Here is a 20,289-nt window from a genome sequence, read left to right as displayed (position 1 = left end):
AGCCGGCGTAAAAGCCGGCTTTTATTTTTTAAGAATGAGCGATTAGAATTTGTAGCGAAGACCTACCGACAACAATTCTGTTTTTACATAATCATTTTCGATTTTTACTGATTTTCCAAAATTTTCATATTCAATAACTAAAGCGATATTTTTATTGAAGGCATATGCAGCACCGATTCCCAATACTGGCGAAGTAGTACGCTCATCAAAATAGTCCCCGACGGAATTGTGAAGCTTTGCGCGGCTGGTTGCCACGCCTGCTTTTGCAAACACGGAAAACTGCTCACTTAAAGGCAAAGTACTGGTCGCGGCAACATACAGTGATGTTGTTTTCCCTGAGACAAAAAAGCCATTGGAGAAAACTGCCTTACCGTCACCTGAATCCATATACCCACCTTCAACACCAAAGTTCTTGTTGAAGTCATAGCCACCATAAAGCTTGTAGCCTGTTGTCGTATCCTTTGCCGTACCACTTATTCCTTCGGCAAAAACTTTCTGATCCGTACGTCCTGCATTTAAACCAACATAAGCACCGTCTGCATAGGCAATAACAGGAACAGATAAAGTCATACCAAGAACCGCGACCAACAAGGCTTGTTTCATTATTTCACTTTCGAATTTGATTTACGTGATTGAGGTGTATTCCCGGGCAAGATCTTATCTTTATATCAAGCAATGCCGCCATCCCATGAATATGGGTAAAAGAGCGCCACTGTTCAGGAAGAATCGAACTCTTTTCCTGTAGTATTTAAATTCTTTGCAGCATCAGACCTGCATTATTTGAAATACATATCTGATGCGCCGTTTACATTCTTTGCCGCCATATAAATCTGCCAAACGACTTTTAAGGAACCGCCATGCCGAAAGTAAAAAGCCCTTCACGCTCTGCATGGAATCGCTGCTTGTACATTTCCGTTATTGCAGCATCAAGCACTGCATTGATGACGCATGCACTGGCACAAACGCCCAAGCTTTCGCAAGCTGCATTACCTACTTCGGTCTGGGCTGTCACCGCGTCAAATGAATTAATTCAAGTGAATGCGGCAGCACCAGGCAAGGTGCTGCAACGCAAACCGATCAAGGGACTGACCAACGGTGAAAAACTGGTGGGAATCGATTACCGTGTATCGCGCGGTGTGTTGTTTGGATTAAGCCAAATCGGACGTATCTACACTATCAATACCGATACTGCAGCAGTCTCGCCAGTTGGCGCAACTGCTGCGATCCCGGGCTTGCAAGGCCAAACAATGGGCTTTGATTTCAATCCTGCTGCTGATCGTATTCGTGTCGTTTCATCCGGCGGCCTCAATCTGAGATTGCATCCTGAGACCGGCGCACAAGTCGACTTCGATCTGAAAACAGATGGCGTACAGGCAGATCCATCGCTCAGTTTTGCTGCAGGCGATATCAATGCCGGCAAGAAGCCGGATGTCGTCGCTGCCGCGTATACCTATAACAAAAAGAATGAAAAACTCACCACCAACTACGCCATCGACCGCTCCTTGGGTGCATTGCTGATGCAAGGTTCACAAGAAGATGCGCAACCGGTTGTGTCACCTAATCTAGGCCAGTTGACGACGATCGGCTCGCTAGGACTGGGCAAATTGGAAGATGCATCTTTCGATATTTCCGATCTGAATAATGTACCGTTAGCGGCGGTGCGTACGGCAAATTCAGGCAAAACTCGTCTGGTTCAAATTGATTTGAAATCAGGACACGCAAACCCTTTGGGTATCTTAGGTAACGGTGAACCGGTTGTAGGCTTGGCCATAGAACCATGAACCGTGTAGCGGCACATTTGGCGAGGCTGCTGCTTGGCAGTTTGGTTGCGGCCAGTGCTGTTGCCGGCAATGTCAGCGTAACTGTGCTGGATGAATCCGGCAAACCTCTGCGCGATGCGGTGGTTTTCCTTGAGTCTGCGCAAGCCAAACGTCTTGCCAAACCATTACCGCTCGCGCAAATGGCACAAAGGGATAAAGCCTTCATCCCATCGCTGTTGGTAATTCCGACTGGCACCAGCGTGTCGTTTCCGAATATCGATACGGTGCGCCACCATGTGTATTCATTCTCACCAGCCAAACGTTTTGAACTCAAGCTATATGTAGGCACGCCGACCAATCCTGTCGTATTCGATCAGGCTGGCGTAGTGGTCATGGGATGTAATATTCATGACCAGATGATTGCCTACATTCTCGTCGTCGACACGCCGTTTTATGGCATCACTACAGCCAATGGTGTGCTGTCTATCAATGAGGTGCCGACCGGAGATTACAGTTTGCGGATCTGGCACAGCCGCCTCCCGATCGGCTCGCCAGCTCAAAAACAGACATTCAAAATTGGCAGCGCTGACGAAACTGTCAAAGTGACCCTGAAAGGATTAGGGTCGCAATGAGTAGCTGGAAACAACGTCTGAGCGGTATGAGCCTGTCGTCGCGTATCGTCATCGTGATGCTGGCATTATTGCTGGCCGTGCAGGTTGCAGGTTTCTGGGCGGTACGTGCCGCAGTTGAACGACAAGTACGAAATGAAATCGTATCTGATCTCAGGGTAAGTGAACGTATCTGGGATCGTTTGCTACAACAAAATGCACAGCGCTTGCGCGAGGCATCTATCGTGCTGGCAGCAGACTATGGATTTCGTTCTGCCGTCACCACTGGCGACAAGGAAACCATCTCTTCAGCACTGGAAAACAGCGGCGAACGCATAGGCGCATCGATTACCGCCCTACTCGATCCAGGCCTCAATCTTGTCAGCTCCAGTCAGACTGGCAGCAGCGATGCCATGGTCGCCAATGTTTTAAGTAATATCGCCACCACATTATCCAAGGATGTCGATGGTAGCCGGATTGCACTGGTGAATGGTGGCGTATATCAATTCGTGATGATACCGGTACGCGCACCGCTGACAGTCGGCTGGGTGCTGATGGGCTTCCCTATCAGCCAACCTTTGCTGGATGATCTGAAGCGTTTGTCCGGTGTACACGTGACTCTACTATCAGGCGAAAATGTCGACACTCATGAGTTGAAACTGACGACCTTGCCCGAGCAACACGAAGCTGTTCTGCGTGCAGCGCAAGTCGGCGCGCAAGGAGTGGAAATCAACGGCGACAGCATGGTCGCGCGCTACGTTTCTATCGACGCTTTAGGCGGTGCACTGCAAGTGGTGTTGATGCGCTCCATCGCCGAAGTCAATGCCCCGTTTGCCCAACTGCAGTGGATGCTGGGCTTGATCACCCTGGGTGGCGTATTGCTCTTTGCCGTGGGTAGTCAACAAGCTGCACGCTGGGTCACGCAACCTTTAAAAGAATTAACCCTGCTGGCCAAAGCTTTAGCCTCCGGAAATTTCGATGTCGCTGTTTCCGGAAAAAATCGTGGTGATGAAGTCGGCCTGCTCGCAAACGGCTTCGACAGCATGCGCACCAGCATTGCGGCACAAAGAGAAGAAATTCTGCGTCTCGCTTATTGGGACCGCCTGACCGGCTTGCCGAATCGCGAAAAATTTCGCGAGACACTCAAGGCAGCAATCGACAAGAGTCGAGATAGCGCGGCGCCATTAGCCGTCATCACATTAAATTTGGATCGCTTCAAACACGTCAATGATGTACTCGGCTACGCGTTCGGCGATGAATTGCTCAAGGCCGTAGCCGCACGTTTACGGCAGCAGATTTCTGGTGAAGGCAATCTGGTGGCGCGTTTGGCAGGTGACGAATTTGCCATTTTGCTGGCACAGTCAGATGCGCAAAGCGCACTTGCCATTACCGAGCAAGTTAGCAAAGCATTTGAAGCACCTTTAGCGCTAGATGAGCAAACCGTCGATCTGAGTGCCAGCATGGGCGTGGCATGCTGGCCAGCAGATGCGGCAGATGCGGATCTTTTGTTAAGTCGTTCAGAAATCGCGATGCATGCAGCGAAGGCGCAAATCGCCGGCGTTTTGTTTTACACACCGACACTCGACTCCTCCAGCACGCTGACTTTATCGCTGCTGAGCGATTTGCGCCATGCCTTGCAAAATGGCGAGCTGCGCTTGTTCTTGCAACCCAAAGTAGCGACTGCCACCGGACAAGTCGTCGCCGCCGAAGCCTTGATTCGCTGGCAGCATCCGCAACGTGGCCTGGTACCGCCGATGGATTTCATCCCGTTTGCAGAACAAACCGGCTTTGTGCGGCAATTGACGATCTGGATGTTTGAAACAGCCGCGCAACAATGGCTTAGTCTCCAACCTGCAGAAGGCAATTTGCGCATTGCCATTAATCTGTCCACGCGCGACTTGATGGATCCGGATTTTCCGCAGCGTTTGTCGAGCATCATGCAAGATAGCGGCGTATCGCCTTCCGCCTTTTGTCTGGAAATTACAGAAAGCGCCATCATGGACGATCCGCAACGCGCAGAAGCCACACTGTATAAATTATCCGAACAGGGATTCAAGCTTTCGATTGACGACTTCGGCACTGGTTTCTCTTCTCTCGCCTATCTCAAACGCCTTCCAGTCAACGAACTGAAGATAGATAAGTCATTCGTGATGGCGATGGACAGGGACGAAAGCGATGCCAAGATCGTTCGCTCGACTATCGATCTTGCCCACAATCTTGGTTTATCGGTAGTCGCAGAAGGCGTGGAAAACAAGGCACTGCTGGATAAATTACGTGAGCTTGATTGCGACGAGGCACAAGGATATTTCATCGCCAAACCCATGCCATTCAACGAGTTTGTTGAATGGAGAGCGCGCTGGAATGCGTCTATCTAAACGTTTGATAATTGACAATACTGACATGCTACTTGGTGCGGCTGGCTGGAATCGAACCAGCGACCCTTGGCTTCGGAGGCCAATACTCTATCCACTGAGCTACAGCCGCATAAGGGGAACCCCTTGAAGAGGTTTGCAGGATACCGTTTTTCTGACTTTCCGTCCACGTAAAGCCACGTTTTGCCGTTCCATATCAATTACTTTGTGTCTATAATCAAGGGTTTGGCAAGGCATCAGCTAAACCCATGCGCCGCGCAGTCATCATCGGCTGCATGCGCCGTCTAACGATTTTCGAAATTGTATTGAGGGAATAATGAGCGACGCACACCACGAAGAATCAGCGATTAAAACGCCTAAGCAACTCATTTTAGCTATCGTGGCCGGCTTTCTGGTCCCCATCATCTGTATCGTTTTGCTGGTGATTTTTGTCACCAGCGACAAATCCATGGGAGCAGGATCCGGCGGTTTATCCCCTGAAGCGGTCGCCGCACGCGTCAAGCCGGTTGCCGACGAGGGCTTCACATTGAAAGATGTGAACGCGCCAAAAGTATTGAAAACCGGTGAAGAAGTTTACAAAATGGCTTGCGTTGCATGCCATGGCACGGGCGCAGCCGGTGCACCGAAACTCGGCGATGCCGGTGCTTGGGCGCCACGCATCAAGCAAGGCTATGAAACTCTGGCCAAGCATGCCATCAACGGCATACGTGCAATGCCAGCAAAAGGCGGCAATCCTGATCTGGACGATGTAGAAGTTGAGCGCGTGGTCGTATTGATGGCCAATAGCGCAGGTGCCAAGTTTGCAGAACCTAAAGTACCAGCGCCTGCCGCACCAGCAGCGGCCGCAGATGCAGCAGCTCCAGCAAAGTAAGCGCTATTTGCCCGCAATAAAAAAGCCGACTTGAAGTCGGCTTTTTTATTGTTGATTCCAATTACGTGTCGCGGCTACCAGCATGACATGCTTGCTTACTCCAAGCTCATGTCACAAATGTTCATGCAAGGCGACATGTTCATGACTCCCACGCTTCTTTTTACGCGTAGCAAAATAAACCGCAGTCGCGCCAATACCGGCAACTGCAGCGCCGCGCAAAAGCGATCGCCATAAGGAACCTTTACCTAGCAAAGACACGCCGCTGACCACCAGGGGCAACAGGCGTTGCAGCTTGGCCGCCGAGAGGCTCCTCAAGTCAAACATATCGGAAAAATTGGCCAACGCCAATTGCGCGCGGGTGCTGACCAGGCCTATCGCTGTCTTTGCAATCTCATCCGCGCCAAGATGCGCACTCACTATTTTGCGGGAGCGACCTATGCCGGCACGATAGGCGTTGCACTGCTGCTGCAATCTTTTCTTTTGCTGCGCCAGCGTCTCTTCTTTTTCCGGTTTACTGTTTTGTGTCATGCAAAGCCTCTTGGATTACAACAATGCATCGTGATCATTCCGTAATTCCTGCATGGTCGCCGGCATTGATAATTTACCTTGCCGGATTAGCGACTGGATGTAGAAGAGAATACCGGCGGCAGCCACCGTACAAACGATCGCAAGAATCAGCAGTATCTTCCAGCCCAAAATCGGCCAACTCAGATACGCAATCAATACAGTCCAATAACCAATCGCAAAAAAGGCAACGATGATGCCCAACGCGAACAGTGCCGCCAATTGCAGCATATGCGTGCGGACTTCAGCCAGCTCCAGCGCGGCAAGTTCAATGCGACTCATCAACAAGCCGAAAGAGTTCTTGGCGAGCTCAACGACGCCACTAATCAAACCAGGGCGAGTATCTTGCGAACGGGAGCTAGGCTGTTCCATGATCGGGTCCGTTCGATTACTTGCGTGAAATCAAAAGACCAACCAAAAGGCCTACGCCGGCGGAAATTGCCACTGCGCGCCATGGATTTTCATGCACATATTCATCGGTTTTTTCAGCGACTTCCTTGCCGGTTTCGATCGCTGCGGTTTGTACTTCATGCGCGCGTGTCAATGCTGAATCCAGCAATTGCAGGCCGCGATTACGCAGCTCATCCGCACGTTCGCCAGTCGCACTGGTCGCTTCACGGAATAATTCCTGCGCGTCTTTGACTAAGGTTTTCATATCGCTCCGTGTCGTTTTCAAGGTAGATGCTTTCATGAGGATGCCCCTTATTATCAGATCAAAATGGTCAAAACAAACAGCGGTCCGCCCTAGCTAAAAATCTGTAAGACGGTACTGCGGATTACATATTCTTTTATTGGCAATGTCGGATAGCAGCCGCTTCTCTGACTACACTACCGATCACCAACATTGTGACAGCGGTTTTATTCATTAGTTGCAGATACCAAACATCAAGCTTGCAATGGCAAATGCTGACTCAAGTTTTATCATATTTCCAGCAGTGCCGACTAGGCGTTACCGCACATTAACTGCAAATAAACTCTGGAAACCTGATTTATTAAAGTCAAACGCCAGGCGTGCAATCGGTGCAGTGCTCGATTTCGCTCACCTGCTTGACCAGATTTTCTTTCAAATCGCGTAGAGCCGTACGCACGCCCTCTTCAATCACCGGATGATAAAACGGCATATCCAGCATCTGATCGACGGTCATTTGATTCTGGCATGCCCATGCCAATAGATGCGCCAGATGTTCGGCGCGTGGGCCTATCATTTCAGCGCCAAGAAAACGATGCGAGCCGCGCTCGCCATATACCCGCAATAAGCCACGATTCTGTCGCATGACACGACTGCGCCCCTGATCTGCGAAAGATACTTCACCGGTCTGAAAATGATCTTTCTTCAAGGTGCGATAAGTTTGCCCGACTGTCGCAATCTGCGGATCGGTAAAAGCAATTCCCAGTCCGACCCGCCGCAAACCCTGCACCACATGCGGAAAGCGCGCCGCATTATCACCAGCTATGCGCCCTTCATCTGTCGCTTCGTGCAGCAAAGGTCTGTCGTTATCGACATCGCCGGCAATAAAAATTCCACCATGCCCACACTGCATCGTCAACGGATCGAACAAAGGCAGGCCATGTTCATTGAGTTGCAGGCCGGTCGCATCCAAACCCAGCCCTGCGATATTCGGTGTGCGACCCGTTGCGGCGAGTACATATTGAAAATGCTCGGTATGCTCATTGCCGTCGCCGCTACGCGTATGCAATTCCACCTGCTTGTCGACCAGCTTGGCGCCGACAAGCGTCGTATTCAAACGCAAATCAAGCTCGGCACCGAAACAATCAACGGCTGTTTGATTGATCGCTTCATCACTCAATTGTGCCAGTCTGCCGCCACGACCAAAAATCGCGACGCGCACGCCCAGACGATGCAAGGCCTGGCCCAGCTCTAGGCCGATGATGCCGACGCCGATCACGGCGACGGATTCCGGCAAATCGTCCCATGCAAAGACATCGTCATTGACGATCAAATGCTTGCCCAGATCGCGTAATTCTTTTGGTATCTGCGGACTGGAACCAGTTGCAATCACGATGCGCTCGGCCTTCACTTGGGTGTGATCGTCTATCTGCAGGCAATCGGCTGCGATAAAACGCGCGTGACCGCGCAAGCGCTCGGCGGCATCGATATGCTCCACGCCTTTCACGACAAACCCGACGAAGCGATCGCGCTCACTCTTGACGCGCTGCATGACTGCTTTTCCATCAATGCGCAAGGCTCCTGCCTGCACGCCGAACCCTGCTGCCTCGGCAACCGCATGCGCTGCTTCCGCTGCTGCAATCAACAATTTGCTCGGCATGCAGCCTACGCGCGCGCATGTGGTGCCATACGGACCGCTCTCGATCAGCACCACGTTTTTGCCGTGCGCCTTGGCTGCACGATACGCTGACAAACCGGCACTGCCCGCGCCTATCACTGCCACATCAAATTCCAGAGTTTTCATTATTTTCACTTTAGAAAATCAATTGGCTTGCGGGACAGATCCGCGTCATGCTGCGATCAGTCGTTGCGACTATGCAGCTCGGCGATATCTTCAATGCTGCCGATTTTAATCACGACCGGATGTACTGATGCACCGGCATGCATAGGGCGCCAGGCAAAACGCCATTCATTTTCCTTGACGTGACTCTTCGCTTTTGAAAAAACCTTACCCAAAGGGCTAGGTGCACCGTATGAAATTGCCGCATCAATCCCCGCCCAGTTCGGCAGCGTTTTTTGCACCGCCTTATGCAGACGTTCGCCAAATTCTTCCGCATCGTGCACGACCAGATAAGAATCAACGTTTAGCGTGGTATCGAATAAGGTGCCGTCCCAACTTTGCATCAAGCCCAGCACAAGATAATGACCGGGATTGGCACCGTGCGTAGTCAGATCAGAGGCCGGCGGGCTCAAACGAAATTCGCCTAGCGACAAAGAGCGCTCAAGACTGCTGCGTTCAGAAAAATAATAAAGCTTGGAAGGACGTTTGCTATCGATCAAAGTCATGCTGCGTCCTAAAAAATAGTAATGATCAAACGATCAGGCCCTTCATTTTAAGCAGATTGATCAAGACGTGCTGCATCAATTAGTCAAATTACGATGGCGCAAGGCGTACCACGCGAGTCCCAGCCACTCGTGCATGGCATAAGACGATTTTTGCAGCCAGTGTGCGTTTGGCAAAAAATCTGTAGCCGTTGGCCGCATCGCAGTAACAAAAATAGTCGGAGCAGGAATTACTTCAAGACCCATTTGTTCGAATACAAGCTTCGCCCGCTGCATATGCAGCGCATCCGTGACCAAAAGAATGCGATGTACGCCGGCGGCATTCAATATGCGATAGGAAAACTGTGCGTTCTCGGCGGTATTATTCGACGCGCCTTCTATCCATTTCACAGGTACAGAAAAATCGTCCCGCAATACGCGCGCCATGATTGCCGCTTCTGATTCTGCAGCGCCATCCGGCGCGCCACCTGTTGCCAGTATGGGCAATCCTATTTCTCTTTGCAGTTTTGCTGCATATCGCAATCGTTGCAGCGTGGGCGAACTGGGAATATCCAGCCCTGCATATTCTGGTGCGCGACTAATACGACTTCCACCCAATACGACAATCGCCTGTGCACCGACATCTTTTGCCGACAGCAAAGGGGAGTTCGATTGTTCCAGCGGGGTGACAAACAAAGAGGCACCGAAACGCGTGCTGATGACGATCAACACGAGCAATGCGGTTATGGACAAACCCAAACCAAATCGCGGCCAGCGACGTCGCATCCACAAACCCAAGCCACACACCAAAATCAGATTCAGTGGCGGCAATAACAATGCGCCTATGGCGGCATTGATGACCCAGCTTAAACTCATTGCGCGCTCTCTTGCTTTCGCATTTTGTATTTATTGAATAGAACGCATGCCGATGCGCTTGCGCTCCTGGCAAGCAAACAGTTTATTCATTCATTTGCGGTTCGGCAATCGTGCGCAGCTGGAAACGACCATCGTTATTGAATAGCCAGGTTTCCATCAACTCAACACGTCCGTGTTTCAACAAAGACGCTGCAGGTTTTGGAAACGGCGCCGTGCTACGCAAGCTGGTCAACGCGGTTGTCTCGGTTGTCCGATCACGATTGGAGCGCAGGATTTCGCTGCGTACCAAACCGCCGTTGGCATCGACTACATACTTCACCACCACGACAGAACGCAACAGCGCTTGCGGCCGACCCACATAGACCTTGGTGGAATTGACTTGCACGATGCGATTCGCCAACGCCATCTTGTACTCGCCAACCGAATCGGCTTTCGAAGTGCCGTCTGCAGTGGTTTCTGTCTCGGTTCGCTCCAGCCCTTCCCTGCCGCCACATCCTGCCAATGCCAGCAAGAGCATCATGATAGTGATTCGTTTGTTTATCATTTGTGCGCTCAAATCATATGAAAGGAATGTTTCGACTCGGGAACTGACATTCCGGTTCCGGCCATCGTTTATGCCAAACGACGATACAGACAAGTCGGCAATCAGCATCAGTTAAAAAATTGTTGCATACGGAATTGTTCAGTTGCCGCAACCAGCGCCGCCGCCGTGCCCGGCTCCATTGCGGCATGTCCGGCATCGCCTATGATATGCAATTTAGCTTGCGGCCACGCCTGATGCAATCGATACGCCGAGATCGGCGGACACACGGCGTCATAACGCCCCTGCACTATCACTGCCGGCAAATGGCGGATGCGCTCGATGTCGCGTATCAACTGATCCTCCGCCATGAATCCCTGATGCAGGAAATAATGCGCTTCCAGGCGACCTATGCCGAGTGCAACCGTATCATCACCGAACACATCTATTATTTCTGGTTGCGGCTGCAAGAACAGGCAACTGCCCTCATAGCGACTCCAGTTGCGCGCAGTCTGCGTCGCCAGCTCAACATCGCTACCAAACAATCTGCGCTCATACGCGCGCAGCAAATCTGTCCGCTCTTCTGCTGGAATCGCAGCGATAAACTCGTCATGCGCCTCCGGAAAAGTTACGCGCATGCCGTACAAGAACCAATCAATTTCGGCGCGCGTACACAGAAAGATTCCGCGCAATATAAATCCGAGACAAGACTGCGGATGCGCCTGTCCATAAGCGAGTGCCAAGGTCGCTCCCCATGAACCGCCGAACACCAGCCACTGCTTGACGTCAAGCATGCGACGCAAGGCTTCAATGTCTGCGATCAGCAAAGGTGTTGTGTTATCGCGCACTTCACCGAGTGGCGTGGATTGTCCTGAACCGCGTTGATCGAACAAAACAATGCGGTAATAAGCGGGATCGAAAAACTGCCTGTGCATGGGAGTAATGCCGCCACCCGGACCACCGTGCAAGAACAGGACGGGCACGCCGACAGGATTGCCACACTCTTCCCAATACAGCGTATGCAAATCATCGACAACCAGCATCCCGCTGCGATACGGCTGCAATGGCGGGAATAACGGAGATACGGATTCAGTAGTGTTCATACCCGCCTTGAAAAGAATGCCTGATTGTAACCAAGGTTGCGATTTAAAACCGTGGATTAAAACTGCAATCCACTCATTCCATTTCCACACAGAAAATGTCTGCGAACTATTGCGTTTATCCGCCCTCTATTTTTACAAGGACAGGAAACGGCATGCATCAAAGCAAGCCGTATGTTTTTGTATGGGAGTAGAAAATGGCCTTGCTGCAAGAATTTTTCGTATTTGGAATTTCACTGGAAAACTGGCTATATGCACTGATCGCGACATCGTTGAGCTACTTGATTCTTGATCTGCTCACACGGCTCGCGGTCCGTTTTGCAAAGAAACGCATGTCCGTACTGGCGCGCCTCACCAAACGACGCATTGATGAAGCGATGCTCGGCATACTCGACGGCTCCAAACGATATCTCTATTTTTTATTCGCGCTCTTGATCGGTGTGCAGACGCTGATCCTTCCTGTAAAACTGGAGCAACGCCTATCGCAAGCCATGGTTGTCATCATCGGCATTCAAGTCGCGATATGGATTAATCGCGGCATCAATATGTGGATGGAGAAGCTGGTTGACCCTGATGTGCATTCTGACCTGCGCAATCGAGCAACCACCACCACGATGGTATTTTTGTTGCGACTGGTCGTCATGCTGACGGTTCTGCTGACCGTCTTGGCGAATATCGGCGTCAACATCACCGCGTTCGTTGCAAGCTTGGGCATAGGCGGTGTTGCCATTGCATTGGCACTGCAAACCATACTCGGTGATCTGTTCGCCTCCCTGTCCATCGGTCTCGATAAACCGTTTGAAGTCGGTGACTTCATCGTGGTCGATGATCTGCAGGGGACGGTGGAATATATCGGCATCAAGACCACGCGCTTGCGCAGCATCAGTGGTGAACAATTGATACGCTCGAACGCCGAGTTATTGAAGTCGGCCATTCGTAATTACAAACGCATGTCAGAGCGACGGGTGCTCTTCACCTTTGGCGTCACACATCAAACCTCAGGCGAAAAAATTACCGAATTAACGCAAGCCATCCGCAAAATCATCAGCGCGATTTCGGTCACGCGTTTTGATAGAGCGCATTTTGTGCGCATAGGTGAAAGCAGCCTGGATTTTGAAGTGGTGTATTACCTGCAGAGCAGCGAATACAGCGTCTACATGGATACGCAGCAGCGCATCAATCTGGAGTTGATGAAAGCATGTGCACAACGCGATATCGCCTTCGCCCACCCGACCACGACCTTGCATGTCACATCCAAGGTTCAGTTAGCTACACCCCGGCCCGAGCGCGCCGGCAAAACAGAACCGGAAGAAGAAATGGAAACGTCGTAATCAAACTTGTGCAAGATGACTCAGCAAATCATTCTGCCGGGGATCGCTTCAATGCCAGTTTATGCCGTGCAATGTCGTAGACCCAGTTGAAGCAAAACGCATACAGCATGAAAAAGGCTGAGAACACCAAGTCGAGTACCAGCGCATCGAGTATCGAGATGTTCAGCCACCATGCCGTCAACGGCAATGCGATCGACATGAAGAACACCTCAAAACCTATGGTGTGCCAAACCCGCATTCCAACCGTACGACGCCAGCCGTAGCGATGCTCGACCATTTCATAGAAATGGTTGTAAATCATATTGCTCAACATCGCGCACACGGCCAGCAACAATGCCAAGGCACCAAAATGGAACATATCCATATTGAAGCCGTAAGACATCAGGGGAACCAGAATAATCAGAGCGCAGATTTCAAACAGGATGGCGTGAAGAATGCGGCGAAATAATGTATTGATAACAAACTCGAAGAAGAAAGTAGCCGGCCATTATAAACCGCCAGATACGGCCTCGTTGGGAGCGGATCAGCTGGCAATTTGTCATCGTATTTCGAGAGAAGTTGCGCCAATAAATTTGGATAATCAGAAAAGATTCCACAAACAGTGGTGACAAATTTTTTAATATGCTCTATACTTCGGCCCCTTCAGACATGTTGTCGACAACAACAAATGTTTGACTGAGTAAGCGGTATTACGCGGGTGCTTAGCTCAGTTGGTAGAGCGGCGCCCTTACAAGGCGTAGGTCGGCGGTTCGACCCCGTCAGCACCCACCAATCAGTCAAACGCAGTTCTGAGTCAGTTTAGTAGTATGGAGTGGTAGTTCAGTTGGTTAGAATACCGGCCTGTCACGCCGGGGGTCGCGGGTTCGAGTCCCGTCCACTCCGCCAAATACAAAATGCCCGCGCAAGCGGGCATTTTTCTTTTCCAGATCAAAATGCCGGCACGGCATTCACTTTGCGGAGTGGAGTGAGCCGCCTGCGCGACTCACGGCGGGACTCGAAGCGATTCGCTTGCAAGCGAATCGGCGGCCTGCGGAACGTAGACGAGTCCCGTCCACGGACTTTACAATATTCCGTTTTTCCGCATCTGGTACCATACGCATCTGAGCAATTTCAAGGCTCGTTTTGATGCTGGCCTGACGACCATAGCGCCCGCAAACGAGAAAGCACCATGACCGATTCCGCACCCGACTTCAAACGCGAACCCATTCCACTCCCGAGCAAACCCGGCAAGGTTCTGCTGCACTCCTGCTGCGCGCCGTGTTCTGGCGAAGTGATGGAAGCGATGCTGGCTTCCGGTATCGATTACGCGATTTTCTTTTACAACCCGAACATCCATCCGGAAAAAGAATATCTGTTGCGCAAGGAAGAGAACATTCGTTTTGCGGAAAAGCACAATATTGAATTCATTGATGCCGATTACGATACCGACAACTGGTTCGAGCGCGCCAAAGGGATGGAGAACGAACCAGAGCGCGGCGTGCGTTGCACGATGTGTTTCGACATGCGCTTTGAACGCACTGCCTTGTATGCGCATGAACACGGCTTCCCTGTGATTTCAAGTTCGCTCGGAATTTCGCGCTGGAAGGATATGAACCAGATCAACGACTGCGGCGTGCGCGCAGCGGCGAAATATCCGGACATGCTGTACTGGGAATACAACTGGCGCAAAAAAGGCGGCTCTGCACGCATGATCGAAATCTCCAAACGCGAGAATTTCTATCAACAGGAATATTGCGGCTGCGTGTATTCACTCCGCGATACGAACAAACACCGACGTGAAAGCGGTCGTGAGCGAATTGCGATGGGCGTACAGTTTTACGGCAAGCAAGACACCACCGAAAAGACCGAAGAATAAATTTGGCCAGACTATGGCTGCAAATTCGATGATCCTATTTGCAGCTAGTCCAATCTCGCCATCCCGGGCGAGATAAACCACTCACATCAAATCTACTGCGCAGCGAACAGCTCACCCTGTTCGGCAATTGTCGGCAGTACTCCCCCTGGCTTTGATAAAGAAGTAATCCGCACACCAAGCAGACGCAAACGCTTGTCCAGCGGCACACGGCGCAGGCACTCACCGGCAGCCTGGCGTATCGCTTGCGCATTATTGGTTGGATCGGGCAAGGTCAGATCGCGCGTCACCGTACTGAAATCGGCATAGCGCAACTTGATACCGACGGTGCGACCCAGATAATCCTTGCGCACCAGATCATCCGCCACGCGTTCACACAAATGTGTAAACAAGGCGCTCAATTCGTTGCGGTCCAGTTTTGCGTGCAGGTCGCGCTCTAATGTCGATTCACGACTGATGGACTTGGGCTCGGAGCGTGTAGCAACTTCACGCTCATCGATGCCTTGCGCAACACGCATTAGCCATGCGCTGTAGACACGGCCGAAATTCGCTTGCAGCACAGCAGGGTCACACATCGCTAATTGTTCTATCGTCAGTATGCCAAGTACCGCCAGCTTCTCGGCTGACTTGGGACCTATGCCATTGATCTTCTTCACCAACAGTGGCCAGATGCGCGAAGGAATATCGGCGGCGGCAAGTATCGTCAAACCATTCGGCTTTTCCAGATCCGAACATATCTTCGCCAGCAATTTATTCGGTGCCACGCCTATCGAACAGGACAAACCCGTCGCAGCAACGACCGCGTCCTTGATGCGTTGTGCAACGATGGCAATATCGTCAGTCTGGTCCTTTAGATCCAGATAAATTTCATCGATGCCGCGATCTTCCATCTTCGGCGCAATCGCGCTGACAGCCGCCTTGAACAATTTTGAATAATGGCGATATGCAGTGAAGTCTGTCGGCAACAGAATCGCATCCGGTGCCAGCTTCGCCGCCTTCATGAGTCCCATCGCAGAAAACACTCCCAGCGCACGGGCTTCATACGTCGAGGTCGTGACCACACCACGTCCAGCATAGTCGCGCAAGCGTGAATAACTGCGCGTGCCATCAGCCTGCAATACTGGTTGATGCGCAGCACCTGCGCCTATCACGACTGCCTGACCGCGCAATTCGGGATAACGCAGCAATTCGACGGAAGCGTAAAAGGCGTCCATATCAAGGTGAGCGATATGGTTTTGCTGACTACTCATGAACATTTGATAGGCGAAACAAGATGCTGAGCAGCATATCATTTACTGTACAAATCCACAGTAAAAACGTAGGGCGCACACCACAACGCCAATGCCTGGAACGACATAGAAATATGCGCTGCAAATAAAATCTGGCGAGAGCAGCGCTCTCGCCAGATCAACTACCCGTCAAATCAGAAAATTATTTGCCAGGCATACTCGAAGCTGGCCCGGGCATCGCGCAGGATACGGTTTTACCACTAGCTTCAATACGTCGTTTCACCAAGGGATCAGCGGTGTAATTCAAACGCGATTGATCGATATACCTTGGATCATTAGGATCGGCTGGAGCCTGGGCAGCAGGCACGACGATAAGGACAGGACAATACTGGGGGGCTGACTGGGCGGCTGCGAATTGCGAAAACATGGCCACTGCCGCGCCGACGAGAATTGTACGTAGTTTTATCATGGCAACTCCTTGTTCAATAATAGGAAACCGATACGAAGTACTCGTACGGAAATTGATGCGGCCAAGCAAATTGATTGACACAGCACGCCTTATTACTGACATGGTTTGTTAACAGAAGTTCATCTTGTTTACGTTCGTGCTGCATCTCGGCAACACAAACTCACAGCCGTCTCAAGCAATTATATTAATTACCGCGCCACAATAAACCTGTGGCTGTCAGCGACAGTGCAATGGCTATCCATGACAGCATCGACAAGCGTCGATAACGTCGCTCGTTGGCAATGACGCCCTGCTCCAGCGTGATCACCATTTGCTTCAATTGTTCGGCCAGATCCTTGATGTGCACCGCATTCAGCGATGCCACGTCCTGCAACTCGTTGATTTGCTTTTGCAACAGAGCTTCTTGCGTTGCCGCGTCTTCATCGATCTTGCGGCTTTTAAATACCGGCAAAGCCGCGTTAACGATGTCGCCGACATAGGGCAGGATCGCCTTGACGGCGGGGAGCAGCCATGTGTACATAGTTATCCTTACTTTGAATTGAGAGACAAATGCGAGCGCCTTAGTATGAATCATTCATTACAGATCTTGCTCAGAGTGAGCCATGTGCAATAAATTCATCGTTAATTCAGTCTTGCGCGTGCTTTTCCATTTCGTTGCAGTGGGGTTTTAAGTTATATTGCAACGACTCCTGTTGCTGCACGATTACTGCACAGTGACTGCATGATCCGCAGCGATAAACCCCTTCAATTTAAACATGACCACACCGCATATGCTCGACCCAAACGCATTACTCAAGCCGCTGAATGGCTACATCGTCGAAGACCTGACCAACGCCGATATCGCCACTACCGGTGCCATTGCTGCATCGATATTGAGTGAACTTGCCGGACCGGTATTGAAAATGCTGTCAGTCGCAGGCGAATCCGCCGATGACATCTCGGCTGAATTCTTTCCTGACCCTGACGATGAAAGCACTCCCGGCACCTTGATTTTCTGGCCGGCCACACGCACCAGCGATAGCAGCACACGCGATGATGCGTTCAATGCTGAATACTCGCTGCGTCTGGCAGTGTTTTTATCGGAACGTGAAGATGAAGATGTGATTTACCCAGCCGGCTTCAGCATGGTATTGAAGCTCAATGAAAGCGCATGCGAACTGACAAAGAATCTGCCGCCGGCAGTATTTGAACGTCTGGAATTTCAGATGAAAGGCAGCCCGCTGCCTAACGGCTTTGAATTTCTGGATGATAGCGAACACATTACGGTCATTCCGAACATGCGTCGCCAGTTCCTGAAAGCGATTACACGCGCACACTCAGTGACGGCAAAAAAACGCAGCAAGGAATTTGAAGCTGTGATGGCGCATTACATTTGGGACAACACCGAACCAGAAATCCATTTCACTTCCGTACTGTCGACCCTGGCTACGCTGTTCGTCGCGATTCACCATAAATCGAAGTTGTAATTCTGAGTTATAGCGCACAGCTACAACGTTCCACAAATATGTCCGGCGCTTAAGTCTTAATCGTCGGACATATTCACAAACAGTTCCTCGACCTTGCTTCTGGCCCACGGCGTTTTACGCAAGAAAGTCAAACTCGATTTGATGCTCGGATCGATGTTGAAGCATTTGATGTCGATGCGACCACCCAGCTCTTCCCAGCCATAACGATCCACCAGCGCCAGCAGGATTTTTTCCAGACTTAGTCCATGCAATGGATCGCTGGTTTGCGGCTTCTTGTGTTGTTGATCGCTCATCATGCTTGCCGGTCAGACCGGTTTGTTTTCCTGCACCAGCACCCAAGGTCGCGCCACGACCGCCCACAGCAAGGTATCGGCATCCAGCCATGCGGTCGCCTGCTCATCAGTAGCCTTGGCGAGCTTGCCTTCATTCAGCCATTGCTCAACCATCGTTTTGTCGTCGATCGAGAATCGCGCAGCAACATCGACCAGATCAAGATCGCTACTCACGACGATGACCAAACCGCCGGCGAAATAACGCAGCAATTCTGACCACTCAATTTGCGAGGTTTCGGTATTGAGTTTGGCGTGCAGGAGCTTTTGCTCTTGCACAACCTGGGCTGGGGTAGTCGTCATAGCTTCAGTCTGTATAAAGTTGTATCTAGTAGAGAATTTTTTGCGCGAGACAAGGCTCACACATCAATAGTGTGGCGGCCGCTCATGCGCCGCACCTTGTTCGTTAGCGCCGCTGGCGATCTCTTTCAAACGTCCGACCAGCGCAACGCACAAGGCTTCCAGTTCATCGATTTTCTTTTGCTGTTCATACACGATCTTGTTCAGCGCATCGACCAGATCTTCCTGGCGCGTCAGCTTGATTTCAATATCGACAATACGGTCTTCGTTCATGAATTTTCTTTTTCAAGGATGAGTGGCAGCTGATATTGCCGGCACCACCGGATGTTTGTGCATGGCTTCGCGGCGGAAGGTGCGCGCAGCCGTGTGATAAAAAGGTCGTGGACAAAATTGCCGGGAGATCACCGATGCAGCAAGTGTCGTCGCCAGCAACAGCAAGGTCACGTCCTGGCTACGTGTCATTTCCATCACGATCACACTCGCAGTAATCGGGGCTTGCGTCGCAGCAGCAAGAAATGCTGCCATCGACAGCAAGGCAATCAACTGGCCATCCGACGTACCCGGCAACAGTCGTGCGATATTGTCGCCTATGCCGGCACCAATCGCCAGCGATGGCGTAAAAATGCCACCGGGAATGCCCGCAAAGTAGGACAAGATCGTCGCCCCCAACTTGGCAATTCCAAACATCATGCTGTCGACCGGGTGACCGTTCAGCAAAGCCGCCGCCTGTTCGTAACCTGTACCGTAAGTCGCGCCGGCAGTCAGCAAACCCAATAACGCAACCAGCAATCCGCAAGCGCCCGCCAACAGAACCGGATAACGCTCCAGCCAGCCGCGCCGTGACGCCGGCAACCACGCTTTTGGCCCCGCCAGCAAAGCCTTGGCGAACAAGCCGCCGAGCACGCCATTGACCGTCGCACACAAGGCAACTGCACCCCACGACGAATGCAGTGCCAGTATCGATTGCTCGATATGGAAGTAGGCGTTATTGCCCACTACCGCCAGTGCAATAAAACCGGCGCACAGCACTGCCGACATGACCAATCGATCCCAACGCACGGCCGTGCCGCGTCCCAGTTCTTCAATCGCAAATACGACGCCGGCTAGCGGCGTATTGAACGCGGCCGCCAAACCGCCGGCAGCACCTGCAGCAATCAGGGCCTCAGGACGAAACCCGATCGCGAAGCGTGGCCGCTTTTGCCACCATTGCCCCCACGCCAGCATGACTGCGGCACCGACTTGTACCGATGGCCCTTCGCGACCTATCGATGCACCAGCCAGCAAACCCGCTGCGGTCAGCACAATTTTCCACAAGGACTGCGGCAGGGACACCAAGGTATTCTGCGCCGGCCCGGCCTGCATTGTCATCGCCGCAATCACTTGCGGAATACCGCTGCCACGTGCCTCCGGTGCCAAACGCATGGTCAACCAGCGTATGCCGGCAAAGGCCAGCGGCAACATCAACAATGCGCTCCACCAATAGGCGTGCGTCAACTCGCGATTCCATTCCAGCATGGTCTCGGCCAGCCATGCAAAGGCCAGCGAAAAAGCCGCAACGCAGGCTGCGCCCCCCAGAAAAACGGCAATGCGAAAAGAATGGCGCGAGATGCGCAGCGTATGGCGCGCACGTTTTTTAATCAATGGAGGTAGGTGGCGTTCAGTCATCGTTCGAATAGTGGAAGTCGCTAAAAT

The 20,289-nt window shown here is 51.7% G+C and carries 24 protein-coding genes and 3 tRNA genes; 9 read left to right on the top strand and 18 right to left on the bottom strand.

Translation table 11 applies throughout. The annotated features are described in order from the left end of the window. Window positions 1-42 precede the first annotated feature (42 nt). Window positions 43-603: a porin family protein gene (locus tag Hfont_RS01590; RefSeq protein ID WP_112990497.1), complete on the bottom strand. Its 561-nt coding sequence runs from the start codon at window positions 601-603 to the stop codon at window positions 43-45. Between the two features lie 254 nt (window positions 604-857). On the opposite strand from Hfont_RS01590, the gene Hfont_RS01585 reads away from it, so the two are divergent. The 3 genes from Hfont_RS01585 to Hfont_RS01575 are packed head-to-tail and all read left to right on the top strand — an operon-like array spanning window position 858 to window position 4,743. Then, entirely contained in the window at window positions 858-1,781 is a 924-nt protein-coding gene (locus Hfont_RS01585; protein WP_241522978.1) for a DUF4394 domain-containing protein, read from the top strand. After that, the gene (locus tag Hfont_RS01580; protein ID WP_112990496.1) at window positions 1,778-2,392 is read left to right on the top strand and encodes a methylamine utilization protein; all 615 of its coding nucleotides are present in this window, start codon (window positions 1,778-1,780) and stop codon (window positions 2,390-2,392) included. The genes Hfont_RS01585 and Hfont_RS01580 overlap by 4 nt, the downstream gene beginning before the upstream one ends. Further along, the gene (locus Hfont_RS01575; RefSeq protein WP_112990495.1) at window positions 2,389-4,743 is read left to right on the top strand and encodes a bifunctional diguanylate cyclase/phosphodiesterase; all 2,355 of its coding nucleotides are present in this window, start codon (window positions 2,389-2,391) and stop codon (window positions 4,741-4,743) included. Before Hfont_RS01580 ends, Hfont_RS01575 begins: the two co-directional genes overlap by 4 nt. 33 nt (window positions 4,744-4,776) lie before the next feature. Here the strand turns inward: Hfont_RS01575 and Hfont_RS01570 are convergent. After that, window positions 4,777-4,852 (bottom strand) — tRNA-Arg (locus Hfont_RS01570). A gap of 204 nt (window positions 4,853-5,056) precedes the next feature. Between Hfont_RS01570 and Hfont_RS01565 the strand changes: the two genes are divergently transcribed. Continuing rightward, window positions 5,057-5,611: a c-type cytochrome gene (locus Hfont_RS01565; RefSeq protein WP_112990494.1), complete on the top strand. Its 555-nt coding sequence runs from the start codon at window positions 5,057-5,059 to the stop codon at window positions 5,609-5,611. Window positions 5,612-5,722: 111 nt separating this feature from the next. On the opposite strand, the gene Hfont_RS01560 is transcribed toward Hfont_RS01565, so the two are convergent. From Hfont_RS01560 to pip, 8 genes are all read right to left on the bottom strand, one after another. Beyond that, the gene (locus Hfont_RS01560) at window positions 5,723-6,139 is read right to left on the bottom strand and encodes a hypothetical protein (protein WP_112990493.1); all 417 of its coding nucleotides are present in this window, start codon (window positions 6,137-6,139) and stop codon (window positions 5,723-5,725) included. A 15-nt stretch (window positions 6,140-6,154) separates the two neighbouring features. Next, window positions 6,155-6,547 (bottom strand): phage holin family protein, encoded by a 393-nt coding sequence (locus Hfont_RS01555; protein ID WP_112990492.1) that lies wholly within the window; start codon window positions 6,545-6,547, stop codon window positions 6,155-6,157. Between the two features lie 16 nt (window positions 6,548-6,563). After that, the gene (locus Hfont_RS01550) at window positions 6,564-6,866 is read right to left on the bottom strand and encodes an ElaB/YgaM/YqjD family protein (RefSeq protein WP_112990491.1); all 303 of its coding nucleotides are present in this window, start codon (window positions 6,864-6,866) and stop codon (window positions 6,564-6,566) included. Between the two features lie 307 nt (window positions 6,867-7,173). After that, window positions 7,174-8,607, bottom strand: coding sequence for a dihydrolipoyl dehydrogenase (locus Hfont_RS01545; protein WP_112990490.1), 1,434 nt, complete (start codon window positions 8,605-8,607; stop codon window positions 7,174-7,176). Between the two features lie 56 nt (window positions 8,608-8,663). Then, the gene (locus Hfont_RS01540; RefSeq protein ID WP_181666403.1) at window positions 8,664-9,149 is read right to left on the bottom strand and encodes a hypothetical protein; all 486 of its coding nucleotides are present in this window, start codon (window positions 9,147-9,149) and stop codon (window positions 8,664-8,666) included. Between the two features lie 75 nt (window positions 9,150-9,224). Continuing rightward, window positions 9,225-10,001 carry a YdcF family protein gene (locus tag Hfont_RS01535; RefSeq protein ID WP_112990489.1) on the bottom strand — a complete coding sequence of 259 codons (777 nt, stop codon included), beginning with the start codon at window positions 9,999-10,001 and terminating at the stop codon, window positions 9,225-9,227. A gap of 82 nt (window positions 10,002-10,083) precedes the next feature. Continuing rightward, on the bottom strand, window positions 10,084-10,545 hold the full coding sequence (locus tag Hfont_RS01530; protein WP_112991643.1) for a hypothetical protein: 462 nt from the start codon (window positions 10,543-10,545) through the stop codon (window positions 10,084-10,086). Window positions 10,546-10,652: 107 nt separating this feature from the next. Next, on the bottom strand, window positions 10,653-11,624 hold the full coding sequence (gene pip, locus Hfont_RS01525) for a prolyl aminopeptidase (protein ID WP_112990488.1): 972 nt from the start codon (window positions 11,622-11,624) through the stop codon (window positions 10,653-10,655). A gap of 194 nt (window positions 11,625-11,818) precedes the next feature. Between pip and Hfont_RS01520 the strand changes: the two genes are divergently transcribed. After that, on the top strand, window positions 11,819-12,952 hold the full coding sequence (locus tag Hfont_RS01520; RefSeq protein WP_112990487.1) for a mechanosensitive ion channel family protein: 1,134 nt from the start codon (window positions 11,819-11,821) through the stop codon (window positions 12,950-12,952). Window positions 12,953-12,980: 28 nt separating this feature from the next. Here Hfont_RS01520 and Hfont_RS01515 read toward each other — a convergent pair whose 3' ends face one another. Further along, entirely contained in the window at window positions 12,981-13,409 is a 429-nt protein-coding gene (locus tag Hfont_RS01515) for a PACE efflux transporter (protein ID WP_112990486.1), read from the bottom strand. Between the two features lie 238 nt (window positions 13,410-13,647). Between Hfont_RS01515 and Hfont_RS01510 the strand changes: the two genes are divergently transcribed. The 3 genes from Hfont_RS01510 (at window position 13,648) to Hfont_RS01500 (ending at window position 14,807) form a co-directional block, all read left to right on the top strand. Continuing rightward, window positions 13,648-13,723 (top strand) — tRNA-Val (locus Hfont_RS01510). Window positions 13,724-13,760: 37 nt separating this feature from the next. Then, window positions 13,761-13,837 (top strand) — tRNA-Asp (locus Hfont_RS01505). Window positions 13,838-14,120: 283 nt separating this feature from the next. After that, a complete protein-coding gene (locus Hfont_RS01500) occupies window positions 14,121-14,807 on the top strand; it encodes an epoxyqueuosine reductase QueH (RefSeq protein WP_112990485.1) in 687 nt (228 codons plus the stop codon). A gap of 92 nt (window positions 14,808-14,899) precedes the next feature. On the opposite strand, the gene dinB is transcribed toward Hfont_RS01500, so the two are convergent. From dinB to Hfont_RS01485, 3 genes are all read right to left on the bottom strand, one after another. Next, window positions 14,900-16,054 carry a DNA polymerase IV gene (gene dinB / locus Hfont_RS01495; RefSeq protein WP_112991642.1) on the bottom strand — a complete coding sequence of 385 codons (1,155 nt, stop codon included), beginning with the start codon at window positions 16,052-16,054 and terminating at the stop codon, window positions 14,900-14,902. A gap of 181 nt (window positions 16,055-16,235) precedes the next feature. Beyond that, window positions 16,236-16,502: a hypothetical protein gene (locus Hfont_RS01490; RefSeq protein ID WP_181666402.1), complete on the bottom strand. Its 267-nt coding sequence runs from the start codon at window positions 16,500-16,502 to the stop codon at window positions 16,236-16,238. A gap of 184 nt (window positions 16,503-16,686) precedes the next feature. After that, on the bottom strand, window positions 16,687-17,022 hold the full coding sequence (locus Hfont_RS01485; protein ID WP_112990484.1) for a hypothetical protein: 336 nt from the start codon (window positions 17,020-17,022) through the stop codon (window positions 16,687-16,689). Between the two features lie 235 nt (window positions 17,023-17,257). Between Hfont_RS01485 and Hfont_RS01480 the strand changes: the two genes are divergently transcribed. Continuing rightward, window positions 17,258-17,968, top strand: coding sequence for a hypothetical protein (locus Hfont_RS01480; protein WP_112990483.1), 711 nt, complete (start codon window positions 17,258-17,260; stop codon window positions 17,966-17,968). A gap of 56 nt (window positions 17,969-18,024) precedes the next feature. Here the strand turns inward: Hfont_RS01480 and Hfont_RS01475 are convergent, their stop codons facing one another. From Hfont_RS01475 to Hfont_RS01460, 4 genes are all read right to left on the bottom strand, one after another. Next, window positions 18,025-18,264, bottom strand: coding sequence for a VF530 family protein (locus tag Hfont_RS01475; protein ID WP_241522977.1), 240 nt, complete (start codon window positions 18,262-18,264; stop codon window positions 18,025-18,027). A 9-nt stretch (window positions 18,265-18,273) separates the two neighbouring features. Beyond that, window positions 18,274-18,600, bottom strand: coding sequence for a DUF2288 domain-containing protein (locus Hfont_RS01470; protein WP_112990481.1), 327 nt, complete (start codon window positions 18,598-18,600; stop codon window positions 18,274-18,276). Window positions 18,601-18,663: 63 nt separating this feature from the next. Continuing rightward, the gene (locus Hfont_RS01465) at window positions 18,664-18,870 is read right to left on the bottom strand and encodes a SlyX family protein (RefSeq protein WP_112990480.1); all 207 of its coding nucleotides are present in this window, start codon (window positions 18,868-18,870) and stop codon (window positions 18,664-18,666) included. Between the two features lie 12 nt (window positions 18,871-18,882). After that, window positions 18,883-20,262 carry a chloride channel protein gene (locus tag Hfont_RS01460; RefSeq protein ID WP_241522976.1) on the bottom strand — a complete coding sequence of 460 codons (1,380 nt, stop codon included), beginning with the start codon at window positions 20,260-20,262 and terminating at the stop codon, window positions 18,883-18,885. Window positions 20,263-20,289 lie beyond the last annotated feature (27 nt).

The sequence above is a fragment of the Herminiimonas fonticola genome, from assembly GCF_003293745.1.
GTDB lineage: Bacteria > Pseudomonadota > Gammaproteobacteria > Burkholderiales > Burkholderiaceae_D > Oxalicibacterium > Oxalicibacterium fonticola.
Note: the sequence above shows the minus strand (reverse complement) of the source record. Positions and strands in the feature narration are given on the sequence as shown.

Coding starts and splice junctions, on each gene's coding strand:
- dinB (WP_112991642.1), bottom strand. CDS start 16,054: ATGAGTAGTCAGCAAAACCATATCGCTCACCTTGATATGGACGCCTTT.
- Hfont_RS01475 (WP_241522977.1), bottom strand. CDS start 18,264: ATGATGAGCGATCAACAACACAAGAAGCCGCAAACCAGCGATCCATTG.
- Hfont_RS01550 (WP_112990491.1), bottom strand. CDS start 6,866: ATGAAAGCATCTACCTTGAAAACGACACGGAGCGATATGAAAACCTTA.
- Hfont_RS01580 (WP_112990496.1), top strand. CDS start 1,778: ATGAACCGTGTAGCGGCACATTTGGCGAGGCTGCTGCTTGGCAGTTTG.
- Hfont_RS01560 (WP_112990493.1), bottom strand. CDS start 6,139: ATGACACAAAACAGTAAACCGGAAAAAGAAGAGACGCTGGCGCAGCAA.
- Hfont_RS01490 (WP_181666402.1), bottom strand. CDS start 16,502: ATGATAAAACTACGTACAATTCTCGTCGGCGCGGCAGTGGCCATGTTT.
- Hfont_RS01565 (WP_112990494.1), top strand. CDS start 5,057: ATGAGCGACGCACACCACGAAGAATCAGCGATTAAAACGCCTAAGCAA.
- Hfont_RS01555 (WP_112990492.1), bottom strand. CDS start 6,547: ATGGAACAGCCTAGCTCCCGTTCGCAAGATACTCGCCCTGGTTTGATT.
- Hfont_RS01585 (WP_241522978.1), top strand. CDS start 858: ATGCCGAAAGTAAAAAGCCCTTCACGCTCTGCATGGAATCGCTGCTTG.
- Hfont_RS01540 (WP_181666403.1), bottom strand. CDS start 9,149: ATGACTTTGATCGATAGCAAACGTCCTTCCAAGCTTTATTATTTTTCT.
- Hfont_RS01470 (WP_112990481.1), bottom strand. CDS start 18,600: ATGACGACTACCCCAGCCCAGGTTGTGCAAGAGCAAAAGCTCCTGCAC.
- Hfont_RS01530 (WP_112991643.1), bottom strand. CDS start 10,545: ATGATAAACAAACGAATCACTATCATGATGCTCTTGCTGGCATTGGCA.
- Hfont_RS01460 (WP_241522976.1), bottom strand. CDS start 20,262: ATGACTGAACGCCACCTACCTCCATTGATTAAAAAACGTGCGCGCCAT.
- Hfont_RS01500 (WP_112990485.1), top strand. CDS start 14,121: ATGACCGATTCCGCACCCGACTTCAAACGCGAACCCATTCCACTCCCG.
- Hfont_RS01480 (WP_112990483.1), top strand. CDS start 17,258: ATGACCACACCGCATATGCTCGACCCAAACGCATTACTCAAGCCGCTG.
- Hfont_RS01575 (WP_112990495.1), top strand. CDS start 2,389: ATGAGTAGCTGGAAACAACGTCTGAGCGGTATGAGCCTGTCGTCGCGT.
- pip (WP_112990488.1), bottom strand. CDS start 11,624: ATGAACACTACTGAATCCGTATCTCCGTTATTCCCGCCATTGCAGCCG.
- Hfont_RS01535 (WP_112990489.1), bottom strand. CDS start 10,001: ATGAGTTTAAGCTGGGTCATCAATGCCGCCATAGGCGCATTGTTATTG.
- Hfont_RS01465 (WP_112990480.1), bottom strand. CDS start 18,870: ATGAACGAAGACCGTATTGTCGATATTGAAATCAAGCTGACGCGCCAG.
- Hfont_RS01520 (WP_112990487.1), top strand. CDS start 11,819: ATGGCCTTGCTGCAAGAATTTTTCGTATTTGGAATTTCACTGGAAAAC.
- Hfont_RS01545 (WP_112990490.1), bottom strand. CDS start 8,607: ATGAAAACTCTGGAATTTGATGTGGCAGTGATAGGCGCGGGCAGTGCC.
- Hfont_RS01485 (WP_112990484.1), bottom strand. CDS start 17,022: ATGTACACATGGCTGCTCCCCGCCGTCAAGGCGATCCTGCCCTATGTC.
- Hfont_RS01590 (WP_112990497.1), bottom strand. CDS start 603: ATGAAACAAGCCTTGTTGGTCGCGGTTCTTGGTATGACTTTATCTGTT.